The organism is Ralstonia sp. SET104 (assembly GCF_003851545.1).
In the GTDB taxonomy this organism is placed as follows: domain Bacteria; phylum Pseudomonadota; class Gammaproteobacteria; order Burkholderiales; family Burkholderiaceae; genus Ralstonia.
On the sequence record NZ_BHVX01000003.1, the window covers coordinates 57,881 to 84,617 of the forward strand.

Here is a 26,737-nt window from a genome sequence, read left to right on the forward strand (position 1 = left end):
AAACCCGCGATCAGATCTGCGGGTTGAGTTTTTCACTGCTCTTGTCCTGCAGCTTGTTCAGCGCGGCCAGATACGCCTTGGCTGAGGCGGCAACGATGTCCGGGTCGGTACCGACACCGTTGACGATGCGGCCCGATTTGGACAGACGCACCGTCACTTCGCCCTGCGCCTGCGTACCCGTCGTGATGGCGTTGACCGAATACAGCAATTGCTCAGCGCCGCTGGCGACCTTGCTCTCAATCGCATTGAGCGTGGCATCGACCGGGCCGTTGCCTTCCGCTTCGCCCGTCACTTCCTTGCCGTCGGCCACGAATACGATGCGTGCATGCGGACGCTCTCCGGTTTCCGAGCGCTGCGCCAGCGACACGAAACGGAAGTGCTCGCCCTCGCTGTGCTGCGCCTCGTTGGAGACAATGGCAACGATGTCTTCGTCGAAGATCTCGGCCTTCTGGTCAGCAAGTTCCTTGAAGCGCGTGAATGCGGCATTCAGTTCAGCTTCGGAGTCCAGTTCGATGCCGAGTTCCTGCAGGCGCTGCTTGAATGCGTTGCGACCCGACAGCTTGCCCAGAACGATTTTGTTGGCCGTCCAGCCCACGTCTTCGGCGCGCATGATTTCGTAGGTATCGCGCGCCTTGAGCACGCCGTCCTGGTGGATGCCCGAAGCGTGCGCGAAGGCGTTAGCGCCCACCACCGCCTTGTTCGGCTGCACGACGAAACCGGTGATCTGCGAGACCAGCTTGGAAGCCGGCACGATCTGCGTGGTATCGACACCGACGTCGAGGTTGAAGTAGTCACGGCGCGTCTTCACGGCCATCACCACCTCTTCGAGGCTGGTGTTGCCGGCGCGTTCGCCCAGACCATTGATCGTGCACTCGATCTGGCGCGCACCGCCCAGCTTGACCGCCGCCAACGAGTTGGCAACCGCCATGCCCAAATCGTTGTGGCAGTGCACCGACCAGATCGCCTTGTCAGAATTCGGAATGCGCTCGCGCACCGAGCGGATCAGCGCGGCGTAGCCTTCCGGCACCGCATAGCCCACCGTGTCCGGCAGGTTGATGGTGGTCGCACCTTCTTCGATCACACCTTCAAGCACGCGGCAGAGGAAATCCATGTCGGAGCGGCTGCCGTCTTCCGGCGAGAACTCGATGTCATCCGTGAACTGGCGAGCGAATCGCACGGCCAGGCGCGCTTGTTCGTACACCTGATCCGGCGTCATGCGCAGCTTCTTCTCCATGTGCAGCGCCGACGTGGCAATGAACGTGTGGATACGAAACTGGCCGGCGGGCTTAAGCGCCTCGGCAGCGCGGGAGATGTCACGATCATTCGCACGCGCCAGCGAGCAAATGCGCGAATCCTTGACCGACTGGGCAATCGCACGGATCGCCTCGAAGTCTCCGTTGGAGCTGGCCGCGAAGCCGGCTTCAATCACATCCACCTTGAGCCGCTCGAGCTGCTTGGCGATGCGAATCTTCTCTTCCTTCGTCATCGACGCACCCGGGGACTGCTCGCCGTCGCGCAATGTGGTGTCGAAAATAATGAGTTTGTCGCTCATGGCGGCTCCTTGGTGGGGTGACGTTTTTGACGTCGGTCTTCGTGGTGTCTCGGATGATTTTCTGCGGCGCAGAATGCAAAACGCCCCGGCGTGCATGGTTGCAGGCCGGGGCGCTGTGAATTCTGGTTCGCGAAAACTTGGCGGTTTTGCTTGCCTTGTCTTGCGATTTCCTATCCGCGTGTCCCGACCTGACGACCTAGTAGGCCATCAATCGAGACTAGCGTAATCAGAATGGAAATCGGGCGCGAAAGCATGCGAATGACTATAGACGAATTCAAAAATTGACGCAAGCGCACAATGGCGCAGCGCATCGGTCACTCATGCGCGTCATCCGGCGCCTGCTTCGGTAGTTTCGGACTGCCCTGCTGCCCTTGCAACGTGCGCCAGCCCCACAGCAGATAACCCGACACCGCATAGCCGACGAACAGGCCAAACAACGCCACCGGCGGATCGCTGGACACGACGACGAACAACACGAGCACGAGCACCATTACGCCAAACGGCACGCGATGCCGCACGTCGAGCGCCTTGCCGCTGTAGAAAGGCGCATTCGACACCATCGATAGGCCGGCATACAGCGTCAGCCCGAACGCAACCCACGGCATCCACAGCTCTTTGACGGGCAGCTTGTTGTCGATCGCCAACCATACGAAACCCGCGATCAATGCTGCGGCAGCCGGGCTTGGCATGCCCTGGAAGAAACGCTTGTCGACCACGCCGATGTTCGTATTGAAACGCGCCAGGCGCAGCGCAGCACCCGCGCAGTAAACGAATGCCGCCAGCCAGCCCCACTTGCCGAGGTCACGCAGGATCCATTCGTACATCACCAGCGCGGGAGCAACGCCAAACGACACCATGTCCGACAACGAGTCGTACTGCTCGCCGAATGCGCTTTGCGTGTTGGTGATGCGCGCGACGCGTCCATCCATGCCGTCGAGCACCATTGCCGCAAAGATGGCGATGGCGGCCGTCTCGAAGTTCAAATTCATCGCCTGCACGATGGCGAAGAAGCCAGCGAACAGCGCGGCCGTCGTGAACGCGTTAGGCAGCAAATAGATGCCGCGACGGCGCGGACGCACGATCTCAAGATCGTCGTCATCCGAACGCGGCTGGTTGTGCCGCAGCGGACGCAGGTGCGTCACGTTGCCGGCGGTAAAGCGCTTCTTGCGTCGGTTGAACGCGGGCATGGCGGCCTCCGGATCAGTCCAGCTCAGCAAGCACCGTGAGCGTGGCGGACACCTTCTCGCCGATGGTCACGCGCGGGCGTGCCGTCAGCGGCAGGTACACGTCGACGCGTGAGCCGAAGCGGATGAAGCCATAGCGCTGGCCACGCGCGAGTGCCTCCCCTGCCTTGGTATAGCAAAGGATACGCCGCGCAATCAGGCCGGCCACCTGCACCGAAGTGACGAGCTGACCATCAGCGCGGCGCAGCACAATGGCGTTGCGCTCGTTCTCGAGCGACGCCTTGTCCAAATCGGCGTTGACGAATTTGCCCGGGAAGTACTGCACCTGCTGCACCGTACCATCGACCGGCGCCCGGTTCGAGTGCACATTGAACACGTTCATGAACACGCTGATCTTCAGCGAGTCGCGATCGGCGTACGGGTCGCGCACTTGCTCGACGGCAACGATGCGGCCGTCAGCCGGCGACAGGATCGCATTGGCCTGCGTCGGCACGGCACGCGCCGGATCACGGAAAAACTGCAGCACGAACAGCGTCAGCACCCAGAACGGCCAAGCCCAGCCGAAGCCGGCGGCAGCCTGCACGATGAGCGTGATGATGAAGATCCCGCCCAGGTACGGCCAGCCCTCTCGGGCGATGATGGGGTGCGGATACGTGTTGTTCAAATCAGACCTCGGCAGCGTCTTGAAGGAAATGCGGCATTCTAGCCGACACGGGACCCATCCGACGGCGGATCACGCCAATGACCGCAACTATTCTCAACAGACCTTGGGCATCCGGACTGCCACCATATTTGCCACCTAAACTCACCGCACAGGAGGCGAAGCGCATGTTCGACTGCACCTTTGAATTGAATAATCAACCGATGAGCGCGTTCAAGGTTGGGGCAGTTTCGTTTCCCGCGTTTTCGGGCCTGCGCAATCACGTCAACAAGCGTCAATCGGCATGTTTAGCCGCTCTTGGCCCGATCCCGCCTGGCTCCTATTACATTTTGGATCGACAAACCGGTGGTCGCCTCGGAGCAATCTGGGATCAGATCTATCGACGACAAGGTTGGTTTGCACTCTACGCCGACGATGGCCGCGTTGATGATGAGACCTTTTGCGATCAAATCACGCGAGGTCAGTTTCGCTTGCACCCCAAGGGGCCCGCAGGCAGAAGCGAGGGCTGTATTGTTATTGACGACCCCGTAGATTTCCATCGGTTGCGTGCGCTGCTGAGTTGCCACCGACCACAGCCGATTCCCAACTCAAATCTCAGCGCCTACGGCAAGGTCACGGTGCGATGAAACGCGCACTGTTTGCCATCATGCTGGCTACGTGGGTCTTAAGCTCCACGCTATGGCTAACGCAGCTTTGGCTTGAATACTGGTACGAATTCCCTTGGTGGCCGCCAATGGCTCTTGTGAGCTGGTTCGTTGATCTCTATGGCCCCACTAACGGAGAAGAAGGCCGGGATGGTGAGTTCTTGTTTGGCGTCATCCACTTCGGCATTCTCGTTTCGCTACTAACTTGGCTTGGCCTAGTAGCCGGTCGACGGATTCTTAGGCGATATCGCTAACGTAGCCAAAAGTAAAAAAGCCAGCCCGAAGGCTGGCTTTCTCGCACAAGGCGTGATCAATCAGTTCTTCGACTGGTCGACCAGCTTGTTCTTGGCGATCCACGGCATCATCGCGCGCAGCTTGGCGCCGACTTGCTCGATCTGGTGCTCTTCGGTCAGGCGGCGGCGCGAAATCAGCGTCGGAGCGCCAGCCTTGTTCTCCAGCAGGAAGCTCTTGGCGTATTCACCGGTCTGGATGTCCTTCAGGCACTGCTTCATGGCCTTCTTGGTCTCTTCCGTCACGACGCGCGGGCCGGTGACGTACTCGCCGTACTCGGCGTTGTTCGAGATCGAGTAGTTCATGTTGGCGATGCCGCCCTCGTAGATCAGGTCGACGATCAGCTTCAGCTCGTGCAGGCATTCGAAGTACGCCATTTCCGGAGCGTAGCCGGCTTCCACCAGCGTCTCGAAGCCAGCCTTGATCAGCTCGACCGTACCGCCGCACAGCACGGCTTGTTCGCCGAACAGGTCGGTTTCGGTTTCTTCGCGGAAGTTCGTTTCGATGATGCCGGCGCGGCCGCCGCCGTTGGCGGTGGCGTACGACAGCGCGATGTCACGCGCAGCGCCCGACTTGTCCTGGTGCACGGCAATCAGGTGCGGCACGCCGCCACCTTGCGCGTACGTACCGCGCACGGTGTGGCCCGGAGCCTTCGGGGCGATCATGATGACGTCCAGGTCAGCGCGCGGGATCACGGCACCGTAGTGCACGTTGAAGCCGTGCGCGAATGCCAGCGCAGCGCCTTCCTTGATGTTGTTGTGCACTTCGTTCTTGTACACATCGGCAATCTGCTCGTCCGGCAGCAGGATCATGACGACGTCGGCGCTCTTCACAGCCTCGGCCACTTCCTTGACCTGCAGGCCGGCGTTGACAGCCTTGTTCCACGACGCGCCGTTCTTGCGCAGGCCGACCGTCACCTTCACGCCCGAGTCGTTCAGGTTCAGAGCGTGGGCGTGGCCTTGCGAGCCGTAGCCGATGATGGTGACATTCTTGCCCTTGATCAGGGAGAGGTCGGCGTCCTTGTCGTAAAACACTTTCATGGTGATGTCCTAATGTTCAAATATTGCTGATCTATGGGGTCCGGCCGCAGTTACACGCTCGTACACGCGCCGGTTCAAACCTTCAGAATGCGCTCGCCGCGGCCGATGCCCGAGCCGCCCGTGCGGACGGTCTCAAGAATGGCAGTGCGATCGATGGCATCGAGAAACGCATCAAGCTTGCTGCCGTTGCCGGTCAGCTCGATCGTGTAGGTCTTCTCGGTCACGTCGATGACGCGGCCGCGGAAGATGTCCGCCGTACGCTTCATCTCCTCGCGCTCCTTGCCGACCGCACGCACCTTCACGAGCATCAGCTCGCGCTCGATGTGCGCACCTTCGGTCAGGTCGACGACCTTGACGACTTCCACCAGGCGATTCAGGTGCTTGGTGATCTGCTCGATGATGTCGTCCGAACCGGTCGTGACGATCGTCATGCGCGACAGCGAGGCGTCTTCGGTCGGAGCAACCGTCAGCGTCTCGATGTTGTAGCCGCGCGCCGAGAACAGGCCCACAACGCGCGACAGCGCGCCGGCTTCGTTTTCCAGCAGGACGGAAATGATGTGACGCATTACAGGTCCTCCGCGCCGAGCAGCATTTCAGAGATGCCCTTGCCTGCCTGGACCATCGGCCAGACGTTTTCGGTCGGGTCGGTCTGGAAGTCGAGGAACACGGTGCGATCCTTCAGTCTGAAAGCCTCGCGCAGCGCGGGCTCGACGTCGGCGGTTTTTTCGATGCGCATGCCCACGTGGCCATACGATTCGGCCAGCTTCACGAAATCAGGCAGCGCTTGCATGTAGGAATGCGAGTAACGGTTGTCGTACTCGATTTCCTGCCACTGACGCACCATGCCCAAATAACCGTTGTTGAGCGAGCAGATCTTCACCGGCGTGTCGTACTGCAGGCAGGTCGACAGCTCCTGGATGCACATCTGGATCGAGCCTTCACCGGTGATGGTGACGACTTCCTTGTCCGGAAACGCCTTCTTGATGCCCATGGCATATGGCAGACCCACACCCATCGTGCCCAGGCCACCGGAATTGATCCAGCGGCGCGGCTCGTTGAACTTGTAGAACTGCGCAGCCCACATCTGATGCTGACCGACGTCAGAGCAGACGAAGGCGTCGCCATTGGTGAGTTCCCAGATCTTCTCGACCACGTACTGCGGCTTGATGATTTCAGAAGTGCGGTCGTACTTCAGGCAATCGACGCTGCGCCACTGTTCGATCTGTTCCCACCACTTGGCCAGCGCCGTCTTGTTCGGCTTGGCTTCGCCCGACTTGATCTGGGCGATCATCTCCTGCAGCACGTCTTTGACGTTGCCGACGATAGGGATGTCGACCTTCACCCGCTTGGAGATGGACGACGGATCGATGTCGATGTGGATGATCTTGCGCGGCTGCGACGTGAAGTGCGCCGGGCTGCCGATCACACGATCATCAAAGCGCGCGCCGATGGCGATCAGCACATCGCAGTTCTGCATCGCCATGTTGGCTTCGTACGTGCCGTGCATGCCCAGCATGCCCACGAACTGCTTGCTGGTGCCAGGGAATGCGCCCAGGCCCATCAGCGTGTTCGTGACCGGGTAGCCCGTCAGCGCAGCCAGTTGGCGCAACTCTTCGCTGGCCTCGGCAAGCACCACGCCGCCACCGGAGTAGATGTACGGACGCTCGGCCTGCAGCAGCAGGCTGACCGCCTTGCGGATCTGACCCGAATGACCCTTGTTGACCGGGTTGTACGAGCGCATCTCGATGGTTTTCGGATACTCGTACTTGCACATCTCGCGCGAGACATCCTTAGGGATGTCCACAACCACCGGGCCCGGACGACCAGTTGATGCGATGAAGAACGCCTTCTTGATGGTCGAGGCGAGATTGCGCACGTCCTTGACCAGGAAGTTGTGCTTGACGATCGGGCGGGTAATGCCGACGGTGTCACATTCCTGGAAAGCGTCCTGACCGATGGCGTGCGTCGGCACGTTGCCGGTGATGATCACCATCGGGATCGAATCCAGGTAGGCGGTGGCGATGCCGGTCACGGCATTGGTCACGCCAGGGCCGGACGTCACCAGGGCGACACCGACCTTGCCCGTGGCGCGCGCATAGCCGTCGGCCGCATGGACCGCCGCCTGTTCATGGCGCACCAGGATGTGCTCGATCTTGTTTTGCTTGTAGAACGCGTCGTAGATATAGAGCACCGCGCCGCCGGGGTAACCCCAGACGAACTCGACGCCCTCTGCCGCGAGCGCATTGACGAGGATGTCAGACCCCATCATGTCGGCAGATGAACCGCTATTGGCGTGGGAAAATTCCGCGCTTGGCATATTCATGTCAGTCCTTTGCAATTTTCGGCAAAAAATTGTTTGGATGCTCTCTACCGGGCTTGTGGCGCGGATTTGAGCGGTGCGCGTCTGCATGAATGGTCCGCCTGATGGGCGGCCAGATGAGACAAACCACAGATGTTGTGAACCGGGGATAATACTGCAATGCCGCATGGCGGTCCAGCGCCGCCGCGATTCTCTGCTCCCGGCTGTCCGCCAGACAGTCGGGCTGTCCGTGGACCCGCATTTTTGCTAGCATCGCAACATTTTTCACGGCCATGGCCGTTGACGCCACGCGGCGTGATCATCACATCTTGAGAATGTGAATTTTCGCGCGGCTGCCTCACAGGATTCGCTCCCGCCGTTGTATGGCCTCTGAACAGGAACTGTCGGCCTTTCTCCTAAGCGTCGAGAAACGCGCCTTCAAGCAGGCGGTCTTCGCGGTGCGCGACGACGATGCCGCGCTCGATATCGTGCAGGACGCCATGATCAAGCTGGCCGAGAAATACGGCGACAAGCCGGGGGCCGAGCTACCTCTGCTGTTCCAGCGCATTCTGCAGAACACGATTCACGACTGGTTCCGCCGCACCAAGGTGCGCAACACGTGGGTGAGCCTGTTCTCCAGCTTCCGCACGGACACCGAGGGCGACGACACCGACCCGCTTGAACTGATCGAAAGCGAAGCCGGCACCACAGCGGCGGAAAGCAGCGCCGACAAGGTCGAACGCTCGCAGATGCTGGAAATCCTGGAGCGCGAAATCGAGAAGCTGCCCACACGTCAACGGGAGGCCTTCCTGATGCGTTACTGGGAGGACATGGATGTTGCCGAGACAGCCCAGGCAATGGGCTGTTCCGAGGGGAGCGTAAAGACGCACTGCTCGCGGGCAACACACGCCCTGGCCCAAGCGCTGCGGGCGCGAGGGATCCGATTATGAACAAGGTAGAACTCCGAGAACGCCGCTTCGTGCATGCCGTCCGTACCGCTCTGAATGAGTCGGCCGGACAGTTGCCGCCCGACGTGCGCGACCGCCTCGCAGCGGCGCGCCGGACGGCGCTTGCGCACAAGAAAGCGGAAGTGCCAAGCACGGTGCGCTCGCCTGCCTTGGCGATGCCGGGCGTCGGCTCGGTGTCGTTTGAAATGGAAGGCGAAGCGCCGTCGCCGCTGCAACGTGCGGCCGCCTTCCTGCGCCGTCTCGGCCTGCTGTGGCCGACCATCGCACTGGTTGCCGGCCTCGCGGGCATCTATCAGTGGCAACAGCAGCAACGCGTGGACGAACTCGCCGAGGTCGATGCCGCAATGCTGCTCGACGATCTGCCGTTGGCCGCTTACGCCGATCAAGGCTTCCATCAGTACCTCAAGCACGATCAGTGAAAGGCTGATCGATGAGCGACTTCCAGCACACCCACGGCCAACCACCGCGAGGCGCCAAAATCGTGCGTCTGCGCGCTGGCATCGTTGCGCTGATCGGTGCGGTCGGCCTGATGGCGGGACTTGCGATCGCGCAGGCTCCCGCGGCTTCGGCGCCCGCTGTGGCGCCGGGCGTGACCGTGAACGCGCCGGTTGATCTACCGACGCCGCCTGCGACCAATCCGCGGCCGTCCGTCCATCCGAACTGGGCCGAGCTGACCATCGTGCAGCAGCGCATCTTCGCGCCACTGGCGCCGGAATGGAACGGCCTGCCGGAACTGGCCCGCAAGAAGTGGCTGCAGATCGCCCAAGCGTATCCGAAGTACACGCCGGCTCAACAGCAGCGCCTGCAAACGCGCATGGCGGATTGGATCAAGCTCACGCCGGAACAACGCCATCGCGCGCGCGAGAATTTCCAGACCACCAAGTCGCTCCCGGTACAGAAAAAGAGCGAGGCGTGGCAGAGCTACCAGCAACTGACGGATGAGCAGAAGAAAGCGCTGGCTGCCGCTGCCAAAGCGCAAAAGCACCCGTCTGCGGTGACGGCGCTGCCGGGCGGCGCGGGTCTGGCGAAGGACGCCGCCAAGTCGATCCATCATGGTGCGCGCACCAAGCCGGGCACCACCAAATCAGCACCGGCAAACAAAGTAACCGCTGCGGCGTCCGCACCGGCGGGCACGCCTGCGTCGGCACCCGCTGCTGCCGTTCCGGCACCGGCAAGCGCGCCGCTCACACCGGTGCACCCGGTTGCCCCGCCCGCGAACACGGGCGGAGAATCGGGCAACCCGCCGCCGTCCACTGTGCTGGGCGGTTAAGCCGAGCAAACCCTTTGGCATAATCCGAACACGCGCCGCGCGAACCTCGCCGGTGCATGATGGATTGCGCTTGCTGCGCTCACCCCTTGTTCGATGGCCACCTCTGTTTCTCCGTCTTCGCCGGCTGCGGCACCTGATCCGCTCGCGGCGCCCACGCTGCGCCGCCGTCTTGCGGCGATGCTCTATGAAGGCTTGCTGCTGTTTGGCGTGATGTTTGGCGCCACGGCTGTCTTTCTGCTGCTGCGCATGATCGTGCCGCCGCTGGCGCGCACCGGTGATGTAGGGCTGCAGGTCTGGGGCTTTCTGGCGCTGGGTCTGTACTTTGTGTGGTTCTGGCGCAAGCGCGGCCAGACCTTGGCGATGCAGACGTGGCGCATGCGCGTGGTCAACGCCGATGGATCGCGCATTTCACTGGGCCGCGCTGTTGCGCGCTATGCGCTGGCGTGGACATGGGTGGCCGTAGCGGTGGGCATGATCCACCTGACCGGAGCCTCCCGCTGGGCCGGCGCAGGTGTTGCGCTCGCATGCCTGCTGGTTTGGGGCGCGCTGGCGTGGTTCGACCCGCAGCGCCAGTTCCTGCACGATCGCCTGGCCGGCACGCGGCTGGTGCGCGACTGATCCGGTTTCATTCTCGGCGGCGACCTCCACCATGACGCGCGCCGATCTGCCCGCCTCCCCCGCTCCACTGGCCTTTCTGACGGCGGCCACTGCGCGCCGCATTGCCGTGGCGCTGGAGTGCGCAGCGACAGCGGCGGTTGGCTGGGCGGCGCATCGCTGGGGCGGATGGAGTTGGCCCACTGCTGGTGCGCTCGCTGGCGCGGCGCTGGTGCTGGGCTATCTCGTTTCGGTCGGTTGGGCGTTTCTGGTTTCGCTCAAGAGCCTGGGAACCGCCATACCCGATGACCCGGTTTGGGACCGCATGCCCATACCGCACGAACAGCGCATCGGCATCACAGGTTTCATTGCGTGCTGGCTGCGCGAATGCATATCGGTCGCGTGGATGTTCAACGTGCTGCAGCCCTTCCGCGCGCATGCCGCGTTCGATGCGCCAGCGGGCGAGGGCAAACGCGTGCCGGTGCTGATGATCCACGGCTATGGCTGCAATCGCGCCGTGTGGCTGCCAATGCAGCAACATCTGGCCGCCGCCGGGCACCCGACCGACGCCATCGATCTCATGCCGCTTCTGGGCGACATTGACGACTACGGTCGCGACATCGCTGCCGCCGTCGCGCGCCTGACACGCACGCATGGACGCGCGCCCGTTCTGCTCTGCCACAGCATGGGCGGGCTTGCCGCTCGCGCGTTGCTGCGGCAATCGGAGCCCTGCCCCGTTGTGCATGCGATCACGCTCGGCACGCCGCATCGGGGTACGGCGATGGCGCGCACAGGACGCGGCCACAACGTGCGCCAGATGGCTTGGGCAAGCCCATGGCTGCGCCAGCTTGCGGCGTCCGAAACGCAGGCCGTGCGGGCACACATCACGTCGATTTTCTCGTGGCACGACTCCATCGTCGGGCCGGCTGGTGCGTCGTGGTTGGAAGGCGCGCGGCACATCCCGTTCGCGGGCATCGGCCATGTGTCGTTGCTATGCGACGCACGCGTGCGCGATGCCGTGCTGGCGGAACTCGCACGCATCGAAGGCATCTCGCCAGTCCTATCGGCCTGAAACAAGCGCCCGGCGCGGGTCTTGGGCGCATGCCCCCTTCCTTTTGCGGCAACTACGTCATGTGACGGTCATGTTTCTGACACGACTTTTTCACGCGGCGGTGGCGAAATCCGTCTAACGCAGCCTCTGTTGCCGACATGGTCCTGCCAAATCTGCCATCGCGCCCTGGTTTTCTCCGCCGCTTCGCGCAACGCTTTCGCGCCGCTCCCTTCACCGGTTCCGACTGGAACGCTCCACAGCCCCTGATGCAAATGGCCGCCGGATTTGCCGCCGCCGGCGCACTGGGCTCGGCTGTGCCTGCGGGCCGCGGCGATGTGCGTGAGCACGAAGCCCCCGTCGCCACGCCGGCTTCTACACTGGCGCCCGACCGGTCGGCCGACACAGACACCGACCCGCCCGCCGAGAAAATCCAGCGCTACCGCACGATCTGGTTGTCGGACATCCATCTCGGCACGCCCGGCTGCCAGGCCGACTACCTGCTCGACTTCCTCAAGCACCACGAATCCGACACGCTGTACCTCGTCGGTGACATCGTTGACGGCTGGCAACTGCGCAAGGGCTGGTACTGGCCGCAGGCACACAACGATGTGGTGCAGAAGGTGTTGCGCCGCGCGCGCAAGGGCACCCGCGTGGTGTTCATTCCTGGCAACCACGATGAGATGGCGCGCCAGTTCCACGGCCTGAACTTCGGTGATATCGAAGTCGCAGAAGACGCGATCCACGTGACCGCCACCGGTAAGCGCCTGTGGGTCGTGCACGGCGACCTCTTCGACGGCGTGATGCAGCATGCGCGCTGGCTCGCCTATGTGGGCGACTCGCTCTATACCTTCATCCTGGCGATGAACCGGCACTTCAACAGCATCCGTGTGCGGCTTGGATTTCCGTACTGGTCGCTGTCGCAATACCTCAAGCATCAGGTCAAGAACGCGGTCAACTTCATCAACTCGTTTGAGCGTGTGATGACCGACGAGGCGCGCCGACGCGGTTGCGACGGCGTGGTCTGCGGGCACATCCACAAGGCCGAGATTCGCGAGATCGACGGACAGCTTTACTGCAACGACGGCGACTGGGTGGAGAGCCTCTCTGCCCTGGTCGAAACCATGGAAGGCGAACTGCAGATCATCTACTGGACGCATCTGCTCGATGGCCCCCGTGCGGCGCGCACCTCCCGCCGCGCACGCCGCGCCGCCGCCGCGGCCTGATGGAAACCCACATGACCAACACCAGCATCGACCTCGTGCAGCCCGACGCCACCCAACCTACCAGCCAAGGAGAGCCCGTGAAAGTCATGATCGTCACCGATGCCTGGGAACCGCAGGTCAATGGCGTCGTCCGCACCCTCACCCAGACGCGACGCGAGCTGGAAGCCATGGGGCACATCGTCGACATGATCACGCCGCTGGAATTCAAGACGGTGCCGTGCCCGACGTATCCGGAAATCCGCCTGTCGATCCTGCCGGCAACGCGCGTGCGCAATCGCATCGAGAAGTTTGCCCCGCAGGCCCTGCATATCGCCACCGAAGGCCCGCTGGGCCTGGCCGCACGGGCCTACGCGTTGCGCAACAAGCTGCCCTACACGACGGCGTACCACACGCGCTTTCCGGAGTACGTGCAGGCGCGTTTCGGCATTCCGCTGGCGTGGACGTATCGGTTCCTGCGCTGGTTCCACAGCCCCGCCCAAGCCGTGATGGCACCGACGCCCGTGGTGCTGAAGGACCTTGCCGACTACGACATCACCAATGGCGTGCTGTGGACGCGCGGCGTCGATCTGGATGTCTTCACCGCCCAGCGCGGCAACGTGCTGAACACGGCGCACCCGATCTTCCTGTACGTCGGCCGCGTGGCCGTGGAGAAGAACGTCGAAGCCTTCCTGGAGCTGGACCTGCCCGGGTCCAAGTGGGTCGTGGGCGAAGGCCCGGCACTGGCTGGCCTGAAGGCGAAGTATCCGAACGCCAGCTACCTGGGCGTGCTCAAACAGCCGGAACTGGCCAAGGTGTACGCCTCGGCGGACGTGTTCGTCTTCCCGAGCCGCACCGATACGTTTGGCCTGGTACTGCTGGAAGCACTTGCCAGCGGCCTGCCGGTCGCCGCGTATCCGGTGACGGGCCCGATCGACGTGCTGGGCGACTCGCCGGCCGGTGCGCTGCGCGAAGATTTGCGCGAGGCTTGCCTGGAGGCGCTGCGCATTGATCGCATTACAGCGCGCACGCATGCCGAGAAGTTCTCGTGGCGCGCAGCTTCGGAGCAGTTTCTCGCACACCTGCGCCCGCTGCCTGCCGCGCAAGCTGCCGAGGCCAAAGCCGCCGAGCCGTCCACTGCCGCGGGTGCCTGAGCCTTGCGTTCCATGAAGCCCACGACCCCGCCGGAGCATCCGCCCGCGCCACCGGCGGCCAGCGCCTACTCGCCAGCCGACAACCCGCACAAGGGCAATCGCGGGATCACGCGGGCGTGGTTTGCGCTCAAGAACTCCATCAGCGGTATCCGCTTCGCCATCGACGAGGAAAGCGCGTTCCGCCAGGAGCTGACGCTCTGCGCGATCCTGCTGCCGTGCGCGTTCATCATTCCCGCTACGGTGGTTGAACGCATTCTTATGCTCGGCACGCTGGTGCTGGTGCTGATTGTCGAGCTGCTCAATTCGAGCGTGGAAGCGGCGGTCGATCGCATCTCGCTGGAGCAGCATGGGCTATCCAAGCGCGCGAAGGATTTCGGCAGCGCGGCCGTCATGCTGGCGTTGCTGCTATGTGTGGGGACATGGGTGGCGATCGCCTGGCCTTGGGTGGCGTCGCTGCTGCACTGAGAACACCTGCGAAAAAGCCCGCGACAACGTTTGGCAACGTCTGCCCCACAGCATGTAGGGGGTCGTTGCGCAAGCACGATCTCTTATAATCCGGGCACCAACACGCCACGGAGACAGGGCCACCGGCCTTGGCAGTTCAATGGAAACCAAGCAGCATTCCACCGGCCCACGCCGCACGCGCGATCGCATTCTTGAAGTGTCGCTGCGCCTGTTCAACGACCTGGGCGAGCCCAACGTCACCACCACGACGATCGCCGAAGAGCTGGAGATCAGCCCGGGCAACCTGTACTACCACTTCCGCAACAAAGACGACATCATCAACTCGATCTTCGTGCAGTTCGAGCAGGAGATCGCGCGCCGCCTGAAGCTGCCGGACGACCACAAAGCTACGCTGGACGAAACCTGGGGCTACCTGCAGTACATGTCGGAGTTCCTGTGGAACTACCGCTTTCTGTACCGCGACATCAACGATCTGCTCGCGCGCAACCGCATGCTTGAACTGAACTTCAAGCGCATCGTCGAGCAGAAGCGCCACTTCGCCATGGACATCTGCCACCAGTTCATTGAAGACGGCGAGATGGAGGCCACGGCTGAACAAGTTGACGCCATGTGCACCAACATCGTGGTCATCGCCACCTACTGGCTGTCGTTCCAGTTCGTGCAGCATCCGCGCCAGTACAACGATCCCAACGCGATCCGTGATCACTTGCACGGCGCGAGCTACCACATTCTGTCGATCCTTGCGCCTTACCTGCGCGGCAAGCCGCGGCGGGCGTTCGATCTGCTGGCGGTGAGCCGCAGCAACGATCCGCCGGCCGGCACAGCAGCCGACACCAGCCCCATCACTCCCGCCAAATGAACTCGATCTGCGTCTACTGCGGTTCCAGCCCGGGCGAACGCCCGGAATACAAAACCGGCGCCATCGCGCTGGGCAACGAGATGGTCAGGCGCGGCCTCACACTCGTCTACGGTGGCGGCAACGTCGGCCTGATGGGCGTGGTGGCCGATGCGGTGCTGCACGGCGGCAGCCCGGTCATCGGCATCATCCCGAAATCGCTGGTGCGCAAGGAAGTCGGCCATAAAGAGCTGACCGAGCTGCACATCGTTGAGAGCATGCACCAGCGCAAGCAGATGATGGCCGACCGTGCGGATGCGTTCATTGCCATGCCCGGCGGCGTGGGCACGTATGAAGAACTGTTCGAAACCTTCACATGGCTGCAGCTCGGCTATCACAACAAGCCGATCGGTCTGCTGAACGTGGCAGGTTTCTACGACAAACTGCTCGCGTTCATCGACCACGCCGTGCAAGAAGGCTTCCTCAAGCGCCACCACGCTGATCTGCTGCACGTGAGCGACGACCCCGCCGCGTTGATCGACATGCTGGCACGCGCGCCCCGCGAGACAGTCGACAAGTGGTCGGAGCGCCGCGAGCGCACGTAAGCCGCCACCCTCCAGCCTCTAAAACGACGACCCGGGCTGCGTCAAAAACTCGACCTCCGCGGGTGTCGATGACCGCCCGAGTGCCGCATTCCGATGCGGAAAACGCCCGAAGCGGGCAATGATCTCGCGGTGCTTTTCCGCCCAGACGAGTGAATCCACATCGCCCTCTTCATCACGCAGGCGGGTGTACAGGCGGATCGCTTCATCCTGCATGGCCAGCGCCTCGCTGTGCTCAAACGGCAGGTAGCAGAACGACCGGTGATGGCGCGTTGGCAATTGGGTATCCCAGCCGGCAGCCACGACGATCTGTGCGGTGTGCAGCGCCGCTGCATCACTGGCAAACGCACGAGCGCTGCCGCGAAACATGTTTCGCGAGAACTGATCTAGCACGACGATGCGCGCGATGGCTTCCAGCGGCGTGTCCATCCAGGTGTCGGCATCGCCCGCCGACAGCGCCTCCCACAGCGGCAGAAAGCGCGCGCGGATCTGCGCATCGAACGCATCGGATTTGGTGAACCATTCCGGCCGTGCATCGACCAGCGGCGCGTTGCCGAACCAGAACGCCAGCACGTCGTCGGCGGTGGGCAAACCGATCATGGCGGCCTCCTCCAATATGTTCTTGTGAGGTGCGCTTTAGCGCGGCACGTTAGCGCTGCACATTGCGCATCCAATCTGCGGTCTGCCAAAACGCCTGCATCAAACGCATCTGCAGCGCTTCGTCCAGGCCGATGTCTTGCATGGCAAGCGCCATGCAGCGCATCCATTGGTCGCGCTCCTGCGTGCCGATCTCGAACGGCAGATGGCGCGCCCTCAGGCGCGGATGGCCAAACCGCTCAATGAAATGGTTCGGGCCGCCAAGCCACCCGCACAGGAACCAGAACAGCTTGTCGCGCGAGCCATCCAGGCTTTGCGGATGCAGCGCACGCAGCACGGCAAATTCGGGTTCCAGATCCATCAGGTCATAGAAGCGGTCAACGAGTTCGCGCACGCGCGCTTCGCCGCCGATCAGGTCGAAGGCCAGGGTTTCCTGGCCAGAAGTTGCGTCAGTCATACAGCGTCAGTCACATCAAAAGATTCAGGCATCTCTGAGGGTCGCCATGGCCGGGCGGCGCAGCACGTCGCGCAAGCCCAGCCAGCCGCCAGCGAAAGCGCAGACCATGCCGCTCACGATGCCCACCGGCAGGATCGCCGGGTTGAAACGATACGGAAAATCGAACACATACGCCGACAACGCCCAGCCGATGGCAATCGCGCCCACGCCGGCCATCAACCCGGCCAGGCCGCCAACGATCAACACCTCGGCGTACTGCGTCTGGCGCACCACGCCGGAGCCCGCGCCAAGCGCGCGCAGCACGCCGGCATCGCGCAGCCGCTCGTCGCGCGAGCCGGAGAGCGCGGCATAGAGCACCAGCACCCCCGCCGCCAACGTAAAGACGAAGAGGAATTCCACCGCCGCCGTCACCTGATCCAGCACGCCTTGCACCTGCTGCAGGATCAGCTCGGTATCGACCACCGTCAGATTCGGAAACGCGCGCACGAGCCTGGCCGGCAGATCGGCTTGGCCTGCAGGAATACGGAACGCGGTTACGTACGTCTGCGGCATGTCGTGCAGCGCCACAGGCGGCAGGATCACGAAGAAGTTCACGCGCATCGAGCTCCAGTCGAGCTTGCGCAATGACGTGATGGGCGCATCGACCGTCTGCCCGGCGACGTCGAAACGCAGTACGTCGCCCAGGTGCAGGTTGAGCGTCTTTGCGATGCCCTCTTCCACCGAGGCTTCGGGTTTCTGCCCGCTGAACCATTGGCCGGAAACGACACGGTTCTCCGGCGGCTGTTCAGTCGCGTAGGACAGGTTGAATTCGCGCTCGACCAAATTGCGGGCGCGCGATTCAGCGTAGGTTTGGCGGTCGATGACCTGGCCATTCACTTGTGTCAGGCGCCCGCGCACCATCGGATAGAGCTTCGGGTCTGCCACGCCAGCCTGGGCCAGCGCCTGCTTCACGGGTGCCATCTGATCGGGCTGGATGTTGATGATGAAACGGTTGGGCGCATCCGCCGGTGTGGCGTTGTGCCACGAGCGGATCAGGTCATTGCGCGTCATGGCGAGCAGCAGCAGCGCCATCAGCCCAACTGCAAGCGCCACGGTTTGCAGCACGCTCACACCGCGACGGCGCTCCAGCACGGCCAGCGCAAAGCGCCAGCCCACGCTCAATGCACGGCCGCGTCCCAGCGACACCGCCATCGCGCGCAAGCCACCCGCCGCCAATAGCGCAAACACGACGATGGCGCCGGCAAACCCCGCCGCCGTCAGCGCACCCAGCTTCACGTCGCGCGCGGACACCACGAGCAGCGCGAAGAACGCCGCCGCGCCCAGTGCATAGCCGATCCACGCCGCCATGGGGCGCTCGGCAACATCCCGCCGCAGCACGCGCAGCGGCGCCACGCGCACAAGACTCAGCAGCGGCGGCACAGCAAACCCAATCAGCAGCACCAGCCCTGCGGCCACGCCCACCGCTGCCGGCCAGACAGATGGCGCAGGCAAGGTCACCGTGACCAGATCGCCAAGGGACGCCAGCAGCGCCCAGTGCGCGCCGTAACCCAGCGCCACGCCCGCCGCCGAACCCAGCACGCCGATCCACAGAAACTCCAGCGCGAACGTGCCCAGAATCTGCCCTTGCTTCAGCCCCAGGCACTTGATGACGGCCACCGCATCGGTGTGCCGCGCGGTATAGCGGCGTGCGGCCATGGTGATGGCTACAGCGGCAATCATCGCGGCCAGCAGCGCGACGAGCGAGAGAAAGCGCTCGGCGCGGTCCAGCGTTTCGCGCATCTGCGGCTGGCCGTTTTGGAGCGATTCAATGCGTACGCCACGCAACTGGCGCGTCTTCAGTTCGGTCTCGGCCCAGGTGTGGAACGCGCTGGCAGCCGCATCGGGGCCGGCCACCAGCAAGCGGTATGTCACGCGGCTGCCATAGGCAACGAGGCCGGTTGAGGCCAGATCCGTCATCGGCAACATCACGCGCGGTGCGAAGTTCATAAAGCCCGCGCCACGATCCAGTTCCTGTGTGATGACGTGAGCGATCTTGAAGGTGCGCGTACCGAGCCGGATGGCATCGCCCACGTGAATACCGAGCGCTTCGAGCAGCGGTGCATCTACCCAGACCGTGCCCGCAGCGGGCGTCCCCTGAATCGGCGCGCCAACGGTATCGCGCCCGTCATCGCTCACCTTGAGGCTGCCGCGCAGTGGGTAACCCACATCAACAGCCTTGATGGCAGCCAGTTGTGCAATGGGCTCAACTCGGGGCTCACCTCGGGGCTCGCCCGATGCACCGTTCGCCAACGTACTCGCCATGCTGGGGAAGGTGGCGGTATGTGTGACCTGCAAGCCACCGGCGCGCGCATGCGCCTCGATGTCGGGCGGCAGCGGCTGATCAGACACCACCAGAACGTCCGCGCCAATCAGTTGACGCGCATCGCGCTCCAGGCCGGCATGCATGCGATCGGCCAGGAAACTGACGGACGCCAGCGCGGCCACGGCCAGCACCAGCGCAATGAGCAGCAGGTTCAGCTCACCGGCGCGCCAGTCGCGGCGCAGCATGCGCAGGGCTTGGGTCCAGACGGAAAAACGTGACATGGGCGGAACATGGACGGGGCGCTCACGCCTCGACGTCAATTAGGCAACCCCGCCATGTTCGCACGACTTCAGCGGACCAGCGCGCGGGCCTCGTCAGCGTGCCAGGGCAGCGCCTGGTCTGCGGTAAGCAGCGACACATGTTCGGCCGGCCGGTAGCCGGCGAGATGGCTCAGGCCTTCACGGAAGGCGGGCTGACCGATGCGCTCGATCAGCTCGCGCACCCAGGGGGAGAGCGCATCATTGCGGCGCACCGCAAGGTAGTACGTTTCGCGCGTCAGCGGTACGAAATGCAAGCCATGGGCTTCGGCACCCGGGCGCAGGCCGAAACCGATGTCGGCCCGCCCTTCCTGCACGGCCACGGCGATCTTGTCGCTGGAGAACTCCTGCTCGTCGTAGCCGTGAATCTGGTCGGGATACAGCCCCGCACCCACCAGCAACTGGTCGAACAGCAAACGCGTGCCCGAGCTGCGCTGCCGGTTGATGAAGCGCGCCTGCGTGCGCGCCAGATCCCCCAACGACTGCACCCGCCCCGCCCACTCAGCCGACATCATCAGCCCCTGCTCACGATCGGCCAGGGCGATCAGGCGCACGGCGGTCGGGCGCAACCACTTGCGCAAGGTCTGGTGCGCGATCGAACCCGCTCCCTGCTGCGGCGCCACATAGAAGCCAGCCACCTCGCATTGCTTTTCCTGCAGGCAGATCAGCCCTTCAACAGCGCTGCAGAACACGGTGTCGATGTGCGCTCCGTGGCTTTGCCGGGCAAAGGTTTCGGCCAGCACCTCCACAGCCGGGTCATGGCTGCCCGAAAACCGGATGCGCGACTGCGACTGGGAAGCGTCCTCCAGCTCCGACAAAAACTGCCCCATGGCCTGGTGCAGCACCGGATCAAGCTGCTCGCGCAGGCGCATCTCAGCACGCAACATGCGCTCGCCAAAGAGCGTGAGCGAGGCGCCGCGGCCGCGCTCCATGTCGAGCAGCGAGCGGCCGAGCATCTCTTCCCACGACCGCATCACCCCCCAGGCGTGCCGGTATGACAGTCCCACCTGCTTTGCCGCCCGGTGCAGCGACCCCGTCTCGCGCACCGCCCGCAGCAACTGAAACACCTTGCTATTGGCGCGCGGATTATCGTCCGGCCCCACCACCGGAAATACTTCGAACTGGAATGTCATTATGTTTTTAGTTTCCTATTTACTTCAGCCATGGCCCAGGAGAACAATTCCGCTCATTCCGGGGCGGGCATCTCGTGGCCGCTGACTGCCCCCGACGTTGCCGCCATCATGCAGCATCCGACATAAAGCGTCCACGCCTTATCTCTGCGCTCCACAACATGCTCCGATTCTCCCGAACCCTTCGGCTGTCAGCTCTCATCTGCATGACACTCGTGGTCTCCACGGCCGCATATGCTGGTGATCTCCGCATGGCAACCACCACCAGCACCGAAAATTCCGGCCTGCTCAAAGTCTTGCTGCCCAAATTTGAAGCGGCCACCGGCGTCCATGTGCACGTGATTGCCGTTGGCACCGGCAAGGCCATCAAACTGGGGGAATCGGGCGACGTGGATGTCGTGCTCGTGCACGCCCGCCAACTGGAAGACGCCTTCGTGGCGTCGGGCGGCGGCATCGACCGCCGCGACGTGATGTACAACGATTTCATCCTCGTCGGCCCGGAAGCCGACCCGGCCCACGTGCGCGGTCAGAAAAACGTCATTCAGGGGATAGAAACCATTGCCGCGGCGGGCGAGAAAACCAGCGCCAAGTTCGTCTCGCGTGGTGACAATTCCGGCACCGACGTCATGGAAAAGGCGTACTGGAAAGCGGCCAACATCGACCCCAAGGGCAAACCCTGGTATGTCAGCGCGGGCCTCGGGATGGGCGAAGTCCTGAACATGGCAGCGCAGATGAACGCCTACACGCTGTCGGACCGCGCAACCTACGGCGCTTACCGCGCCAAGACGGGCCTCGACATCGTGCTGGCCGGTGACCCGCGCATGTTCAACCCGTACGGCATCATCGCCGTCAACCCGAAGAAATACCCGAGCATCAACTACACCGATGCAACCAGGCTGATTGAATGGATCACGTCTGCCGCCGGCCAGCAGGTGATTGCCGACTTCAAGGTCAACGGGGAGCAGGTGTTTTTCCCGGACTACGGGAAGGCGACCGCAAGCGGAAAGTAAGCTCCGCCCCGGTGCATGACAGAACAGAACGGTGGTGGCCCAGGTTCAGGCCACTGCCGTTTCCAGTTGCGGGTGTTGCGGCAGCTCGCCCGCCACCTCGCCGATCATGCGGCGCAGCCACATCACATCGGGCGCCGCGTGGCTGCGCTCATGCCAGAGCTGGTAGAAACGCATCTTCGGGAACGCCATGGGCGTCGGCAGGATGCGGATCGGCAGATACTGCGCGCAATGCGCAGCAAACTGGCGGCCGGTGGTAAACACCAGATCGGTGCGCATCAGCACATAAGGCACCAGCCCGAAATACGGCAGCGACACCTGGATCTGGCGCTTGAGCCCCTGCTCTGCAAGCGCCTGATCGATCATGCTGCGCTGCATGACGGCATAGGGCGCGGGCGCCAGGTGCGGCATCTCTACGTAATGCTTGAGCGAGATGCCCTTGCGCGCCAGCGGGTGCTGCGCACCCAGCATGCAGACGACTTCATCGTCAAACAGCGGCGAAATATGCAGATGCTCGGGCGGCGAGAGCCAGTTGCCGATCACCAGATCCATGCCGCCCTGCTCCAGCGCGGCCAGGTAATCGACCCCGGCATTGAGCGGATGCACGACCAGCTTGGCCTGCGGCGCCTGTTTGCGCAGACGCTCGACGATGTTCGGCAGGAAGAACGCGTCGAGGTAATCCGGTGCGCCCAGGTGGAAGGTGCGCGTGGTGTTGCCGGGGTCAAACTCCTGCGACGGGCGCGCGATGCGCTCCATGGCCTCCAGGCTTTGCTGCGCGAGGGCCAGCAGGTCGTGGCCGCGCTCGGTCGGCACCATGCCGTTCTTGCCGCGCACGAGGATGGCGTCGCCCGTGATCTCGCGCAGGCGCTTGAGCGTGTTGCTGATGGCCGGCTGTGACTGGCCGAGCTTGACCGCCGTGCGCGTCACGCTCTGCTCGGTGAGCAGCGTGTAGAGAACGCGCAGGAGGTAGGTATCGAGGTGATCTTTGCCGTGCATCTGAGGGCGAGCACGGGCAACGCCGTGCGGTCTAAAAAACGTGCTGGGGGACGCTGTCAGTGTATGTCACTTGCACGCCGCGCCGCCAGACCGCTACTGGCGGGTATACCCCGGATTTTGGCTTTCCGATGCGGGTTATCACATGGGCCAAATATTGCCTTCCCGACCCGGTGCTATGGTTCCGTCATACACACAAACAGGCGTAGAACCCCATGGAGACTCAGCCCATCCGCTTCTTTCACCGCGGCCAGGTGCGCACCGTCACGGATGCCCCGATTACCCGTACGGTGCTTCAATACCTGCGTGAAGACGCGCACTGCACCGGCACCAAGGAAGGGTGCGCTGAGGGCGATTGCGGTGCATGTACCGTCGTGCTGGGCGAGCTGCAGGAAGACGGCAGCGTCGGCCTGAAGGCCGTCAACGCGTGTATCCAGTTCCTGCCCACGCTCGACGGCAAGGCGCTGTTCACCGTGGAAGACGTGCGCGGCAAGGATGGCACGCTGCACCCGGTGCAACAGGCGATGGTCGAGTGCCACGGCTCGCAATGCGGCTTCTGCACGCCGGGCTTCGTGATGTCGCTTTACGCGCTGTACGAGAACACCGGCACCGAGGCGCCGATCCCCTCGCGCCAGACCATCTGCGATTCGCTGACCGGCAACCTGTGCCGCTGCACCGGCTACCGCCCCATCATCGACGCGGGCGAGCGCATGTTCGAGCTGCCCTCGCCGGCTGCGAATACCGGCCTTGACCGCACGCAACTGGCGCAGACGCTGCGCAGCCTGCAACGCAGCGACACCTTCAGCTACGCACCCGTCGGAACCGAAAAGGCACCGCGCTTCTACGCACCGCGCACTGCCTCGGCGTTTGCCGCCATCAAGGCTGCGCACCCGACTATCCGCATCCTGGCCGGCAGCACCGACGTCGGCCTGTGGGTCACCAAGCAGTTCCGCGATCTGGGCGACATCCTTTACATCGGCCAAGTGGCCGACCTGTACGCACTGGAAAAGCGCGACGGCTGGATCGAGATCGGCGCCGCTGTCTCGCTGGAAAAGGCCTACGAATTCCTCGCCGTGGACTACCCCGAGCTGACCGAGCTGTGGAAGCGCTTTGCCTCGCTGCCGATCCGCAATGCCGGCACGCTGGGCGGCAACGTCGCCAACGGCTCGCCGATCGGTGACTCTGCCCCGGCACTTATCGCCATCGGCACGCGCGTCGTGCTGCAGCGTGGCGGGGGTGACGAAATGCGGCGCCGCGAACTGCCGCTCGAAGACCTCTACATCGCCTATCAGAAGAACGCGATGGAAGAAGGCGAATTCGTGGCCGGCCTGCGCATTCCCGCGCGCGAAGGCCGCGACGCCATGCGCTTGCGCACGTACAAGTTGTCCAAGCGCTTTGACGAAGACATCTCCGCCGTGTGCGCAGCACTCGCCATCGAGCTGGACGGCGATATTGTGCGCAGCGCACGCATCGCCTACGGCGGCATGGCGGCAACGTCCAAGCGCGCCGCTGAAACCGAAGCCGCCATCGTCGGCCAGCCGTGGAACGAAGCGACCGCGCGTGCTGCCATGGCAGCCATGTCGCGCGACTACACCCCGCTGACCGACATGCGCGCCACCGACAACTACCGCCGCATCTCAGCGGCCAACACGGTGTACCGCTTCTGGCTGGAGACCCGCACCGATGCGCCGCTCACGCCCGAACAGATCAATGTGCGCGCGGTCGAATTGAATACCCTCACAGCAGCCTAAGAACATGAACAAGCAAACCGAAGCCTTCCTGCTGGCGGAAGCCGATATTGCTGCAGCCATGCCTGGCCAGCGCGGTGCTGTGGTGGGCATTTCGCGCCCGCACGAATCTGCGCATCTGCACGTTGCGGGCACCGCTACGTACACAGACGACATTCCCGAACTGGCCGGCACGCTGCACGCTGCGCTGGGCATGAGCACGCAAGCCCATGCGCGCATCGTCAACATGGACCTGGATCGCGTGAAAGCCGCGCCGGGCGTGGTGGCTGTGTTCACGTCAGCCGACATTCCGGGCACCAATGACTGCGGCCCGATCATCCACGACGACCCGATCCTGGCCACTGATACGGTGCACTTTATCGGCCAGCCGATGTTTATCGTGGTCGCCACGTCGCACGATGCTGCGCGTCGCGCAGCGCGCTTGGGGCAGATCGATTATGAAGTCCTGCCCCCGTTGCTGACGCCGGAAGAAGCGCGCGCGGCTGGCCGCTCCGTGCTGCCCCCGATGCACCTCAAGCGTGGCGAGCCGTCCGAGCGCATCGCCGCGGCGCCGCATTCAGAGGCCGGCCAGATGTCGCTGGGCGGCCAGGAACAGTTCTATCTGGAAAGCCAGATCTCGTACGCCGTGCCCAAGGAAGACAACGGCATGCACGTGTGGTGCTCGACCCAGCACCCGACCGAGATGCAGCACATGGTGTCGCACATGCTGGGCTGGCACGCCAACCAGGTGCTGGTGGAATGCCGGCGCATGGGCGGTGGCTTCGGCGGCAAAGAATCGCAGTCGGGCCTGTTCGCGTGTTGTGCATCGCTGGCGGCATGGAAGCTTGCCTGCCCTGTCAAGCTCCGTCCGGACCGCGACGACGACATGATGATCACCGGCAAGCGTCACGATTTCCGCTTTGCCTACGAAGCCGGTTATGACGACAACGGCCGCATCCAGGGCATCAAGTGCGACATGACCTCGCGCGCCGGTTTCTCGGCCGACCTGTCCGGCCCGGTGATGACGCGCGCCATCTGTCATTTCGACAACGCCTACTGGCTACCGGAAGTGGAGATCGACGGTTTCTGCGCACGCACCAACACGCAGTCGAATACCGCCTTCCGCGGCTTTGGCGGCCCGCAGGGCGCGTTCGCCATCGAATACATCATGGACAACATCGCGCGCTCGGTCGGCAAGGATGCGCTCGACGTGCGCCGCGCCAATCTGTACGGCAAAGACAAGAACAACATCACGCCGTACGGCCAAACCGTGGAAGACAACGTCATCCACGAGTTGCTGGATGAGCTGGAAGCGTCGTCTGACTACCGCGCCCGCCGCGAAGCGATCCGCGCGTTCAACGCGACCAGCCCGGTACTCAAGCGCGGCCTGGCGCTCACGCCCGTGAAGTTCGGCATCTCGTTCAACGTCAAGCACTTCAATCAGGCCGGCGCGCTGGTGCACGTGTACAACGATGGTTCGATCCTTGTGAACCACGGCGGCACCGAAATGGGCCAGGGCCTGAACACCAAGGTGGCGCAGGTGGTGGCGCACGAACTGGGTGTGTCATTCACGCGCATCCGCGTAACGGCAACCGACACCAGCAAGGTGGCCAACACGTCTGCCACAGCCGCATCCACCGGCAGCGATCTGAACGGCAAGGCAGCGCAGGACGCCGCCCGCCAGATCCGCCAACGCCTGATCGCGTTTGCCACCGAACACTACGAAGTGCCCATCGAGACCGTGACCCTCATCGGCGACCACCTGGAAATCGGTGCGCGCCAGGTGCCGTTTGACGAGCTGATCGGCAAGGCCTACGTTGCACGCGTGCAATTGTGGTCCGACGGTTTCTATGCCACGCCCAAGCTGCACTGGGATCAGTCCAAGCTCAAGGGCCGCCCCTTCTACTACTACGCGTACGGTGCTGCGGTATCGGAAGTGGTGGTCGACACCCTCACCGGCGAATGGCGCCTGCTGCGTGCCGACGTGCTGCACGACGCCGGCCGCTCGATCAACCCGGCCATTGATATCGGCCAGGTGGAAGGCGCGTTCATCCAGGGCATGGGCTGGCTCACTACGGAAGAACTGTGGTGGAACAAGAACGGCAAGCTGATGACGCATGCGCCGTCCACCTACAAGATCCCGACCGTCAACGACTGCCCGCCGGACTTCCGCGTGCATCTGTTCAACAACGCCAACGTGGAAGACAGCATCCACCGCTCCAAGGCGCTGGGCGAACCGCCACTGCTGCTGCCGTTCTCGGTGTTCTTCGCCATCCGCGATGCGGTGGCCGCCGTGGGTGACGGCCGCACCAACCCGCCGCTGAACGCGCCCGCCACCAGCGAAGAAATCCTCAAGGCCGTGGACGCCATCCGCAGCGCCCCGCTGTCTGCTTGAGTT

25 protein-coding genes are annotated in these 26,737 nt (G+C 63.5%); 14 read left to right on the forward strand and 11 right to left on the reverse strand.

Features of this window, described 5'->3' with window-relative positions; translation table 11 throughout:
* Positions 1-10 precede the first annotated feature (10 nt).
* The 3 genes from PSUB009319_RS04910 to PSUB009319_RS04920 all read right to left on the reverse strand — a co-directional run bounded on the left by PSUB009319_RS04910 (position 11) and on the right by PSUB009319_RS04920 (position 3,400).
* Positions 11-1,552, reverse strand: a complete 1,542-nt coding sequence (locus tag PSUB009319_RS04910) for a 2-isopropylmalate synthase (protein ID WP_124381131.1) — start codon at positions 1,550-1,552, stop codon at positions 11-13.
* Between the two features lie 314 nt (positions 1,553-1,866).
* A complete protein-coding gene (gene pssA / locus PSUB009319_RS04915) occupies positions 1,867-2,739 on the reverse strand; it encodes a CDP-diacylglycerol--serine O-phosphatidyltransferase (RefSeq protein WP_124381132.1) in 873 nt (290 codons plus the stop codon).
* Between the two features lie 13 nt (positions 2,740-2,752).
* Positions 2,753-3,400 carry a phosphatidylserine decarboxylase gene (locus tag PSUB009319_RS04920; protein WP_124381133.1) on the reverse strand — a complete coding sequence of 216 codons (648 nt, stop codon included), beginning with the start codon at positions 3,398-3,400 and terminating at the stop codon, positions 2,753-2,755.
* A gap of 164 nt (positions 3,401-3,564) precedes the next feature.
* Between PSUB009319_RS04920 and PSUB009319_RS04925 the strand changes: the two genes are divergently transcribed.
* On the forward strand, positions 3,565-4,023 hold the full coding sequence (locus PSUB009319_RS04925) for a DUF2778 domain-containing protein (RefSeq protein WP_124381134.1): 459 nt from the start codon (positions 3,565-3,567) through the stop codon (positions 4,021-4,023).
* A 332-nt stretch (positions 4,024-4,355) separates the two neighbouring features.
* On the opposite strand, the gene ilvC is transcribed toward PSUB009319_RS04925, so the two are convergent.
* The 3 genes from ilvC to PSUB009319_RS04940 all read right to left on the reverse strand — a co-directional run bounded on the left by ilvC (position 4,356) and on the right by PSUB009319_RS04940 (position 7,695).
* On the reverse strand, positions 4,356-5,372 hold the full coding sequence (ilvC, locus tag PSUB009319_RS04930; protein WP_124381135.1) for a ketol-acid reductoisomerase: 1,017 nt from the start codon (positions 5,370-5,372) through the stop codon (positions 4,356-4,358).
* Between the two features lie 74 nt (positions 5,373-5,446).
* Positions 5,447-5,938, reverse strand: coding sequence for an acetolactate synthase small subunit (gene ilvN, locus PSUB009319_RS04935; RefSeq protein ID WP_021195003.1), 492 nt, complete (start codon positions 5,936-5,938; stop codon positions 5,447-5,449).
* The gene (locus tag PSUB009319_RS04940; protein WP_124381136.1) at positions 5,938-7,695 is read right to left on the reverse strand and encodes an acetolactate synthase 3 catalytic subunit; all 1,758 of its coding nucleotides are present in this window, start codon (positions 7,693-7,695) and stop codon (positions 5,938-5,940) included. The genes ilvN and PSUB009319_RS04940 overlap by 1 nt, the downstream gene beginning before the upstream one ends.
* Before the next feature lie 359 nt (positions 7,696-8,054).
* On the opposite strand from PSUB009319_RS04940, the gene PSUB009319_RS04945 reads away from it, so the two are divergent.
* The 10 genes from PSUB009319_RS04945 to PSUB009319_RS04990 all read left to right on the forward strand — a co-directional run bounded on the left by PSUB009319_RS04945 (position 8,055) and on the right by PSUB009319_RS04990 (position 15,812).
* Complete coding sequence (locus PSUB009319_RS04945) at positions 8,055-8,621, forward strand: RNA polymerase sigma factor (RefSeq protein ID WP_124381137.1); 567 nt, start codon at positions 8,055-8,057, stop codon at positions 8,619-8,621.
* On the forward strand, positions 8,618-9,058 hold the full coding sequence (locus tag PSUB009319_RS04950; RefSeq protein ID WP_124381138.1) for a DUF3619 family protein: 441 nt from the start codon (positions 8,618-8,620) through the stop codon (positions 9,056-9,058). Before PSUB009319_RS04945 ends, PSUB009319_RS04950 begins: the two co-directional genes overlap by 4 nt.
* Before the next feature lie 11 nt (positions 9,059-9,069).
* Positions 9,070-9,909: a DUF3106 domain-containing protein gene (locus tag PSUB009319_RS04955; RefSeq protein WP_124381139.1), complete on the forward strand. Its 840-nt coding sequence runs from the start codon at positions 9,070-9,072 to the stop codon at positions 9,907-9,909.
* A 93-nt stretch (positions 9,910-10,002) separates the two neighbouring features.
* Positions 10,003-10,527, forward strand: a complete 525-nt coding sequence (locus tag PSUB009319_RS04960) for an RDD family protein (RefSeq protein ID WP_124381140.1) — start codon at positions 10,003-10,005, stop codon at positions 10,525-10,527.
* A gap of 31 nt (positions 10,528-10,558) precedes the next feature.
* Positions 10,559-11,575: an alpha/beta fold hydrolase gene (locus PSUB009319_RS04965; protein ID WP_124381141.1), complete on the forward strand. Its 1,017-nt coding sequence runs from the start codon at positions 10,559-10,561 to the stop codon at positions 11,573-11,575.
* Positions 11,576-11,820: 245 nt separating this feature from the next.
* The gene (locus PSUB009319_RS04970; protein ID WP_124381142.1) at positions 11,821-12,777 is read left to right on the forward strand and encodes a UDP-2,3-diacylglucosamine diphosphatase; all 957 of its coding nucleotides are present in this window, start codon (positions 11,821-11,823) and stop codon (positions 12,775-12,777) included.
* 86 nt (positions 12,778-12,863) lie between these two features.
* Positions 12,864-13,907: a glycosyltransferase family 1 protein gene (locus tag PSUB009319_RS04975; RefSeq protein WP_185453421.1), complete on the forward strand. Its 1,044-nt coding sequence runs from the start codon at positions 12,864-12,866 to the stop codon at positions 13,905-13,907.
* 12 nt (positions 13,908-13,919) lie between these two features.
* Positions 13,920-14,372: a diacylglycerol kinase gene (locus PSUB009319_RS04980; protein ID WP_124381143.1), complete on the forward strand. Its 453-nt coding sequence runs from the start codon at positions 13,920-13,922 to the stop codon at positions 14,370-14,372.
* Between the two features lie 139 nt (positions 14,373-14,511).
* Positions 14,512-15,231, forward strand: a complete 720-nt coding sequence (locus tag PSUB009319_RS04985; protein ID WP_124381144.1) for a TetR/AcrR family transcriptional regulator — start codon at positions 14,512-14,514, stop codon at positions 15,229-15,231.
* Positions 15,228-15,812 carry a TIGR00730 family Rossman fold protein gene (locus PSUB009319_RS04990; RefSeq protein ID WP_124381145.1) on the forward strand — a complete coding sequence of 195 codons (585 nt, stop codon included), beginning with the start codon at positions 15,228-15,230 and terminating at the stop codon, positions 15,810-15,812. Before PSUB009319_RS04985 ends, PSUB009319_RS04990 begins: the two co-directional genes overlap by 4 nt.
* Before the next feature lie 18 nt (positions 15,813-15,830).
* Here the strand turns inward: PSUB009319_RS04990 and PSUB009319_RS04995 are convergent, their stop codons facing one another.
* The 4 genes from PSUB009319_RS04995 to PSUB009319_RS05010 form a co-directional block, all read right to left on the reverse strand.
* Positions 15,831-16,409 carry a DUF924 family protein gene (locus PSUB009319_RS04995; RefSeq protein WP_124381146.1) on the reverse strand — a complete coding sequence of 193 codons (579 nt, stop codon included), beginning with the start codon at positions 16,407-16,409 and terminating at the stop codon, positions 15,831-15,833.
* A gap of 49 nt (positions 16,410-16,458) precedes the next feature.
* Positions 16,459-16,863 (reverse strand): group II truncated hemoglobin, encoded by a 405-nt coding sequence (locus tag PSUB009319_RS05000; protein ID WP_024975268.1) that lies wholly within the window; start codon positions 16,861-16,863, stop codon positions 16,459-16,461.
* Positions 16,864-16,887: 24 nt separating this feature from the next.
* A complete protein-coding gene (locus PSUB009319_RS05005; protein WP_124381147.1) occupies positions 16,888-19,446 on the reverse strand; it encodes an ABC transporter permease in 2,559 nt (852 codons plus the stop codon).
* Between the two features lie 68 nt (positions 19,447-19,514).
* Positions 19,515-20,615 carry a substrate-binding domain-containing protein gene (locus PSUB009319_RS05010; RefSeq protein WP_124381148.1) on the reverse strand — a complete coding sequence of 367 codons (1,101 nt, stop codon included), beginning with the start codon at positions 20,613-20,615 and terminating at the stop codon, positions 19,515-19,517.
* 158 nt (positions 20,616-20,773) lie between these two features.
* Here PSUB009319_RS05010 and PSUB009319_RS05015 point away from each other — a divergent pair, with 158 nt between their 5' ends.
* Positions 20,774-21,622 (forward strand): substrate-binding domain-containing protein, encoded by an 849-nt coding sequence (locus PSUB009319_RS05015; RefSeq protein WP_124381149.1) that lies wholly within the window; start codon positions 20,774-20,776, stop codon positions 21,620-21,622.
* Between the two features lie 45 nt (positions 21,623-21,667).
* Here the strand turns inward: PSUB009319_RS05015 and PSUB009319_RS05020 are convergent, their stop codons facing one another.
* Positions 21,668-22,615 carry a LysR substrate-binding domain-containing protein gene (locus tag PSUB009319_RS05020; RefSeq protein WP_124381150.1) on the reverse strand — a complete coding sequence of 316 codons (948 nt, stop codon included), beginning with the start codon at positions 22,613-22,615 and terminating at the stop codon, positions 21,668-21,670.
* Positions 22,616-22,827: 212 nt separating this feature from the next.
* Here PSUB009319_RS05020 and xdhA point away from each other — a divergent pair, with 212 nt between their 5' ends.
* Positions 22,828-24,363 (forward strand): xanthine dehydrogenase small subunit, encoded by a 1,536-nt coding sequence (gene xdhA, locus PSUB009319_RS05025; protein ID WP_124381151.1) that lies wholly within the window; start codon positions 22,828-22,830, stop codon positions 24,361-24,363.
* 4 nt (positions 24,364-24,367) lie between these two features.
* Positions 24,368-26,734 carry a xanthine dehydrogenase molybdopterin binding subunit gene (gene xdhB / locus PSUB009319_RS05030; RefSeq protein ID WP_124381152.1) on the forward strand — a complete coding sequence of 789 codons (2,367 nt, stop codon included), beginning with the start codon at positions 24,368-24,370 and terminating at the stop codon, positions 26,732-26,734.
* Positions 26,735-26,737 lie beyond the last annotated feature (3 nt).

Excerpts from the sequence above, each read along its gene's own strand:
- PSUB009319_RS04925 (WP_124381134.1), top strand. The coding sequence starts at position 3,565 with ATGTTCGACTGCACCTTTGAATTGAATAATCAACCGATGAGCGCGTTC.
- PSUB009319_RS04990 (WP_124381145.1), top strand. The coding sequence starts at position 15,228 with ATGAACTCGATCTGCGTCTACTGCGGTTCCAGCCCGGGCGAACGCCCG.
- ilvC (WP_124381135.1), bottom strand. The coding sequence starts at position 5,372 with ATGAAAGTGTTTTACGACAAGGACGCCGACCTCTCCCTGATCAAGGGC.
- PSUB009319_RS04985 (WP_124381144.1), top strand. The coding sequence starts at position 14,512 with ATGGAAACCAAGCAGCATTCCACCGGCCCACGCCGCACGCGCGATCGC.
- PSUB009319_RS05010 (WP_124381148.1), bottom strand. The coding sequence starts at position 20,615 with ATGACATTCCAGTTCGAAGTATTTCCGGTGGTGGGGCCGGACGATAAT.
- PSUB009319_RS05015 (WP_124381149.1), top strand. The coding sequence starts at position 20,774 with ATGCTCCGATTCTCCCGAACCCTTCGGCTGTCAGCTCTCATCTGCATG.
- PSUB009319_RS04940 (WP_124381136.1), bottom strand. The coding sequence starts at position 7,695 with ATGAATATGCCAAGCGCGGAATTTTCCCACGCCAATAGCGGTTCATCT.
- PSUB009319_RS05005 (WP_124381147.1), bottom strand. The coding sequence starts at position 19,446 with ATGTCACGTTTTTCCGTCTGGACCCAAGCCCTGCGCATGCTGCGCCGC.
- PSUB009319_RS04970 (WP_124381142.1), top strand. The coding sequence starts at position 11,821 with ATGCAAATGGCCGCCGGATTTGCCGCCGCCGGCGCACTGGGCTCGGCT.
- pssA (WP_124381132.1), bottom strand. The coding sequence starts at position 2,739 with ATGCCCGCGTTCAACCGACGCAAGAAGCGCTTTACCGCCGGCAACGTG.
- PSUB009319_RS04995 (WP_124381146.1), bottom strand. The coding sequence starts at position 16,409 with ATGATCGGTTTGCCCACCGCCGACGACGTGCTGGCGTTCTGGTTCGGC.
- PSUB009319_RS04910 (WP_124381131.1), bottom strand. The coding sequence starts at position 1,552 with ATGAGCGACAAACTCATTATTTTCGACACCACATTGCGCGACGGCGAG.
- PSUB009319_RS04945 (WP_124381137.1), top strand. The coding sequence starts at position 8,055 with ATGGCCTCTGAACAGGAACTGTCGGCCTTTCTCCTAAGCGTCGAGAAA.
- PSUB009319_RS04955 (WP_124381139.1), top strand. The coding sequence starts at position 9,070 with ATGAGCGACTTCCAGCACACCCACGGCCAACCACCGCGAGGCGCCAAA.
- xdhB (WP_124381152.1), top strand. The coding sequence starts at position 24,368 with ATGAACAAGCAAACCGAAGCCTTCCTGCTGGCGGAAGCCGATATTGCT.
- PSUB009319_RS04950 (WP_124381138.1), top strand. The coding sequence starts at position 8,618 with ATGAACAAGGTAGAACTCCGAGAACGCCGCTTCGTGCATGCCGTCCGT.
- PSUB009319_RS05020 (WP_124381150.1), bottom strand. The coding sequence starts at position 22,615 with ATGCACGGCAAAGATCACCTCGATACCTACCTCCTGCGCGTTCTCTAC.
- PSUB009319_RS05000 (WP_024975268.1), bottom strand. The coding sequence starts at position 16,863 with ATGACTGACGCAACTTCTGGCCAGGAAACCCTGGCCTTCGACCTGATC.
- PSUB009319_RS04980 (WP_124381143.1), top strand. The coding sequence starts at position 13,920 with ATGAAGCCCACGACCCCGCCGGAGCATCCGCCCGCGCCACCGGCGGCC.
- ilvN (WP_021195003.1), bottom strand. The coding sequence starts at position 5,938 with ATGCGTCACATCATTTCCGTCCTGCTGGAAAACGAAGCCGGCGCGCTG.
- PSUB009319_RS04975 (WP_185453421.1), top strand. The coding sequence starts at position 12,864 with ATGATCGTCACCGATGCCTGGGAACCGCAGGTCAATGGCGTCGTCCGC.
- PSUB009319_RS04965 (WP_124381141.1), top strand. The coding sequence starts at position 10,559 with ATGACGCGCGCCGATCTGCCCGCCTCCCCCGCTCCACTGGCCTTTCTG.
- xdhA (WP_124381151.1), top strand. The coding sequence starts at position 22,828 with ATGGAGACTCAGCCCATCCGCTTCTTTCACCGCGGCCAGGTGCGCACC.
- PSUB009319_RS04960 (WP_124381140.1), top strand. The coding sequence starts at position 10,003 with ATGGCCACCTCTGTTTCTCCGTCTTCGCCGGCTGCGGCACCTGATCCG.